We start from the raw sequence: 6,051 nt of genomic DNA on the forward strand, positions 1-6,051 counted from the left end.
GCCTCGATGTCCGCGCGAGGTACGCGGTCGCGAGCAGCGCGAGGGCGACGACGGTCATGTACCCCCCGGACCGAACCACGCGAAGCCGCTGATGTTGGCCACCTCGTAGGCCCCCAGAAGCGGCGGCGTGAACCCCTCGATACCTCGGAGCGGCGCGTCGGGGTCGAGCGAGTGGCCGGCCTGATAGAGCCGGTACTGGATGAACGCGAACATCCCGACGAAGACGGTGATCGTCCCGACGAACTGCGCGGTGAGTCCGGCCTTCAGCTTGCGGACAGTCGGCGCGAACGCGACGAACGCGCCGGTCAGCGCCAGCCCGACGAACACGACCGGACCGAGCAGCCACTCGGGGACATCGATGGCCGCCGCCGCCACCTCGTAGTTCGGGTCGACGAACACCGGATCGGGGTAGTAGAACCCCGCGTACTTGTTGAGTCCCTGTACCTCGGCGAAGTCGCCGCCCAGACGCGGGTAGGCGTACAGCTCGATGAGCAGCTCCTGACCGGGGTACTGCGGTGCGGTGAGCGTGATCTGCCACATCGGGACCAACAGCGCGCCGACGAGCAGCGCCGCCGCTGCCAGCGGGAGCGCGCGTCGGATCTCGGTCAGCCGCGCGAGCGACGAGCGCATGGCGTTATTCCTCCGGTTTGACGATGAGCCGCGAGCGCATCTCCAAGTGTAGCGCGCTGCAGAAGTGCGCGCAGTAGATCCAGTAGACGCCCGGCTCGTCCGCGGTGAACGTCGCCTTGCGCGTCTCCTGCGGGGCGATCCGCATATGGACGTCGTGGTCCGGGATCGCCACCGAGTGGAGCATGTCGCTCGTGGTCTCGACGTTCGTCACCTGCATCTCGACCTCGTCGCCCTCCTGGACGACCATCTCCTGGAACCCGTAGTGGTTCCGGGTCGAGTACATCTCGATCTCGACGCGGTCGTCGCCGACCCGCTCCATCGACGACTCGCCCTCGGCCGTGTGGCTGAGTTCGAGGTCCTCGGGGTCGTAGACCGCCTTCGGGTCGAGCTTCGATTTGTGACAGATCGACGCGTCGTGCGGCTCGGCCTGCGCCGGCGAGTCCTTCACCAGCTCCATCCCGTTCTCGTCGTCGCCGATGTAGATCAGCTGGTCGTTCTCCGGGTGCTGCGGACCGACCGGGAGGAACCGGTCCTTCGAGAGCTTGTTCAGCGAGACGAGCCAGTCGCCCGCGGGGTCCTCCGTGTACGACTCCGCGGCGATGAGGTGGCCGGGGTTGTAGTGCACGTCGATCTTCTCTATCACCGGGCTCTCGGAGCGCGGCTCGGCGTTGACCGCCTCCTCGATGTCCCACTTGACGACCTGCGAGTCGATGAACAGCGTCGTGTACGCGTGGCCCCGCCCGTCGTAGGCGGTGTGGAGCGGCCCGAGACCGAGCTTCGGCTGGCCGACGATGGCGTCGGTCGGGTCGTCGACCTCGTCGATCTTGTCGATGTCGATGATCGACGCGGTCGGGTCGAGCTTCCCGCTGACGATCACGTACTCGTTGTCCGGGGTGACGCTGACCCCGTGCGGGCTCTTCGGCGTCGGGATGTAGGTGACGATCGGCTCGTCGCCCTGGTTGAGCGGGCTGTCCTTCCGCCCGTCGACGACCGGCACCTCGTTTATGGTCTCGTAGTTGCCGGCCTCGACGGCCGCCTCGATCCGGGGGATGTCGAACGCCTTCACGTCGTCGCGGTCGGCGCGGGTCATCCCCGACTCGGTCGCGGCCTCCTCGGTGTTGTACGCGCTCGTGAAGAAGTACCGACCCTCCTTGCTCCCGTCGCCGTTGTCCATGTTGCCGTCGATGAGGACCTCCCACTCGACGTTCATCGACTCGGGGTTGATCGCGGCGAGCACGGAGCCGTAGGAGTCCGGATCTTCGAGGTTCCCGCTCCCGTCGTTGGGGATCGGCGTCCGGAACTCGCCGACGCCGAAGATGAGGTCGGTGTCGGGCAGCTGGGCGCACGCGCCGTGGGTCCCCTGCTGGTTCGGGATGTCGACGATGGCGTCCGTCTCGAAGTACGTCAGGTCGATCCGGGCCATCCGACCGTTCGCCTTGTCGTTGACGTACGCGAACCGGCCGTCGTAGTCGCCGTCGGTCTGGCTGATCCGCGGGTGGTGGGTGTCGCCCCACGAGTAGCCGCCGGCGTCTTCGAGCATCTGCTTGCTCTCGTCGTCGAACCCGTAGCCGCGCGAGGCGTCCGGGTTCGAACACCGGGATCCGGATGAGTTCGCGCATCGACGGGAGCCCGTACACGCGGACGTCGCCGGCCTGCCCGCCGGACAGCAGCGCGTAGTACTCGTCGTGTTCGCCCGGCGGGACGGAGTTGTCGACGCCGCTCGCCGAGGCCGTTCCGTCGACACCGTCGTCCTCGTTCAGCAGGCTGGAACAGCCCGCCAGCCCGCTGATCCCGCCGACCGCAGCGCCGGCCTTCATGAAGTCGCGGCGACGGACGCCGGGGAGCAGCGAGTCGAACCCGTCGGTCGAGCCGGTCGTCTGGTTGCCCGATTCCGCGTCCGTGGACCGCTGTGTGTCATTTGACATTGGTGAATCCGCGAGCGGCGATTCCCTCGCGACAGGCGGACGTTGCGGGCTCCGGTATAAATCACGTCAAGCGGCTCCCTGTGCGGTAGGAAGCGCGCGAACACGTTCGGCGATCGGTATCGGCGTTTCGAGGACGTGAGAACGCGGATCCGGTACTGCCGCAGGAAAAGGGTCAAAAACGAACCGTTCGCGGAATCGGCGGCCCGGCTCAGAACGCGCCGGGGTAGACGCTGATGTCGGCGTGGAGTCCCTCGCGGAGCGCGCTGTGGACGTGACAGATGCCCTCGGCGCGCTCGGCGACATCGGCGGCGGTCTCGTCGTCGAGGTCGGCCTCGACGTGGACGTCGAAGGCGATCGATTCGAGGTCGTCGTCGTCGTCCAGTTCGGCGCTCGCGTCGATCTGGATCTTGCCGAGCTCTTCCTCGCCGCGCTGGCTCCCGCCGACGCGGAACGCCGGGAGGTAACAGGAGGCGTACGTCGCGACGAGCGTCGCGTTCGGGTTCGGCCCCGTCTCGTCTGTCGCGTCGATCCGGAGGTCGAACTCGCCGACCTGACTGGTGCTGGCGTACCCTTCCTCGGAAACCGTGGACGTCTCGATGTCTGCCATAGTCGAGTGTCGGTTCGGTCGCGCGCGGATAAAGGTTATCGGCATCGGCACGGCGAAACCGCACCGAAGGCGGCGTGACGCCCGCCGACTCGCGTCGGCGACGCGTCAGTCGTCGCCGCGAGCGCCGCCGACCGCTCCGGTCCCCTTTCGGAGGTCCGCCTCGATCGCCTCCAGCGTCCGCCCGTTCGTCTCGGGGACGGTGCGGTAGGTGAACAGTAGCGCGACGACGCTACAGGCTCCGAACAGCCAGAACGTCATCGGCGTGCCGATCCCGTCGAGCAGCACGGGGAACGACAGCGCCACCACGAGGTTCGCGAGCCAGTTGGCGACCGTCACGAGTCCCATCGCGCTCCCGCGGACGGCGAGCGGGTAGATCTCGGAGATGAGGAGCCAGAACACCGGCCCGAGTCCGATGGCGAAGAACGCGACGAACGACACGAGCGTGAGCGTCGCCAGCCACCCCATCCCGCCGGTCGGGTCGGCGAACTGGAAGACGAGGCCGGCGACGGCCAGCGACCCGATCATCCCGCCGGTCCCGACGAGCAGGAGCGGGCGGCGACCCACGCGGTCGACGAGGAGGATCGCGACCACCGTCATGACGACGTTGACGGTCCCGATGGCGACCGACGCGAGGATCGACTGCGAGCTGCCGAACGCGGTCGACTCTAGGATCGTCGGGGCGTAGTACATCACGGCGTTGATCCCGGTGATCTGCTGGAAGACGGCGAGCCCCAGCCCGACGATCAGCGCCGGACGCATCCACGGGCTAAGCAGGTCCCGCACCCCGTTCCCGGACTGCGCCTCGACCGTCGCTTCGATCTCCGACAGCTCCGACCCGATGTCACCGTCTCGCGTGCGACGCAGCACCGCGCGGGCCTCGTCGGTCCGACCTTGCTCGTAGAGCCACCGCGGGCTCTCGGGCATCCGGACCATCCCGATCGCGAGCACGACGGCGGGAACCATCCCCGCGCCGAGCATGATCCGCCACGACCCGGAGCCGGAGAAGGCGTAGTTGACGAAGTACGACGAGAGGATCCCCACGGTGACCATCAGCTGGTTCAGGGACGTGAGGCCGCCGCGGACGGAGGGCGGCGCGATCTCGGAGATGTACAGCGGACCGACGATCGACGCGAACCCGATGGCGATCCCGTCGACCATCCGCCCCGCGACGAGCACCTCGACGGTCGGCGCGACCGCCATGAGGAACGAGCCGAGGAAGAACACCCCGGCCGAGAGCAGGATGAACCGCTTGCGACCGACGCGGTCGGAAATCTGTCCGCCGACGGCCGCGCCGGCGGCCGCCCCGACCATCGCGCCGCTGACGACGATCCCCTCCACCAAGGGACTCAGCTCGAAGGTGGTGTCGATGAAGAGGATGGCTCCGGAGATGATCCCGGTGTCGAACCCGAACAGAAGGCCGTTGAGCGCCGCGAGCGCGGAGACGACGTACACGAACCGCCCGCCTTCCCCGCGGATCACAGCCCCCATATCTGCGGTTGACATGGTGTGTCAATTCGGCGCTAACCATCTTTCATTTAGAAGGCTTCTGATTTATTATTAATTTAAATCTATACAGTATATTTCTGCTAACCCGAATTCGCAAAATCTACCCGATCCGATGTAATATTTATACGGATCTAAATACTATTCTGGCTCGCCGGCCACGCTCTCGCCGAAGAAAGATCGTCACCGGTGTGGAACCGGCGGGTCGTCGTCTCGGGCGGTTCCGCCGTCGCGGGTCGCGCTACTCCAGCGTGTACGTCTCGTCGCCGTCGAGGACGACGGGTTCGGCGGCAGCGCCCGCGGCCTTGACCTCGTTGACGAACTCGCGGGTCTCTATCTCGATCGGTCCGAACGAGTCGTAGTGCATCGGGAAGACCACGTCGGCCCCCACCCAGTCGGCGGCGATGCCGGCCCCCGCGGGTCCCATCGTGAAGTGGTCGCCGGCGGGCAGGGCAGCCGCGTCGGGTTCGAGGTACGGCGCGATCACGTCGACCATCTCGGACATCAGGCCCGTGTCGCCGGCGTGGTAGAACGTGGTACAGTCGGCGTCCGACTCCTGGGTCGGCTTCTTGTCGCCGATGACGAACCCGGCCGGCATCCCGGCGGAGGTGCCGTACCCGTTGTCGATGCCGTTCGAGTGGTCCGCGCGGACCATCGTCACCCACGCGTCGCCGCACTCGGCGGTCCCGCCGATGTTCATTCCGGCGGCCGGGAGCGTGTGTTCGTGGCCGAAGTTCTCTTGGACGTAGCTGGTCAGCTCCGGAGTCGCGACCACCGTCGCGCCCTCGAACCGGTCAGCGTCCGCGATGTGGTCGGAGTGTCCGTGGGTGAGAAGGAGGTAGTCGGGGTCGAGCTCCTCGGGGTCGACGTCGGTCTTCGGGTTGTCGAAGAACGGGTCGATGAGCAGCTCCGTGTCGTCGACGACGACGTGCCACGTGGAGTGGCCGTGCCAGGTGAGTTCCATGGTTCGGGTACAACGTCTCGGCGAGCGGTAATAAAACTCGACACCGCGGATCCGCGTCGGCGGTCGGCGAAAGCAATTAACCGCGCCGAGCGCGAACTACGGGGCGAATGCCCTCCGAGACCAGCGACCCGGACGGTCCCTCCGCCGCGTGCCCCGCCTGCGGGGACCCGGTGCCGGCCGGGGCGAGCTTCTGTCCCGACTGCGGTGCCGACCTCGGCGACCCGGGCGACCCCGCGTACTGCCCGGAGTGCGGCGAGGCGTTCGACGACGACGACCGGTTCTGCTCGAACTGCGGCGCGTCGCGGCCGGGCGGCGGAGCGACGGCGGTCGGATCGGGTCGATCGCACGCCAGATCCGACCGGTCGGGCGAGATCGATTCCGCCCGGTCGTAGCGGGGCCGGTCCCCCCGGATCGAGGCGGAA

3 protein-coding genes and 3 pseudogenes are annotated in these 6,051 nt (G+C 67.4%); 1 reads left to right on the forward strand and 5 read right to left on the reverse strand.

Annotated elements, in window-relative coordinates:
• From BN903_RS04915 to BN903_RS04935, 5 genes and pseudogenes are all read right to left on the reverse strand, one after another.
• Positions 1 to 630, reverse strand: a pseudogene (locus BN903_RS04915) (hypothetical protein); the annotation flags it as partial.
• Positions 631 to 634: 4 nt separating this feature from the next.
• A pseudogene (nosZ, locus tag BN903_RS04920) lies at positions 635 to 2,555 on the reverse strand (TAT-dependent nitrous-oxide reductase).
• Between the two features lie 208 nt (positions 2,556 to 2,763).
• Positions 2,764 to 3,162, reverse strand: coding sequence for an OsmC family protein (locus tag BN903_RS04925; RefSeq protein ID WP_048076640.1), 399 nt, complete (start codon positions 3,160 to 3,162; stop codon positions 2,764 to 2,766).
• A gap of 105 nt (positions 3,163 to 3,267) precedes the next feature.
• Positions 3,268 to 4,665 (reverse strand): sugar porter family MFS transporter, encoded by a 1,398-nt coding sequence (locus BN903_RS04930; RefSeq protein WP_048076641.1) that lies wholly within the window; start codon positions 4,663 to 4,665, stop codon positions 3,268 to 3,270.
• 241 nt (positions 4,666 to 4,906) lie between these two features.
• Complete coding sequence (locus BN903_RS04935) at positions 4,907 to 5,629, reverse strand: metal-dependent hydrolase (RefSeq protein ID WP_048076642.1); 723 nt, start codon at positions 5,627 to 5,629, stop codon at positions 4,907 to 4,909.
• A 107-nt stretch (positions 5,630 to 5,736) separates the two neighbouring features.
• Between BN903_RS04935 and BN903_RS04940 the strand changes: the two are divergent.
• Positions 5,737 to 5,955: pseudogene (locus BN903_RS04940) on the forward strand (zinc ribbon domain-containing protein); the annotation flags it as partial.
• Between the last annotated feature and the right edge of the window lie 96 nt (positions 5,956 to 6,051).

This window comes from Halorubrum sp. AJ67 (genome assembly GCF_000513435.1).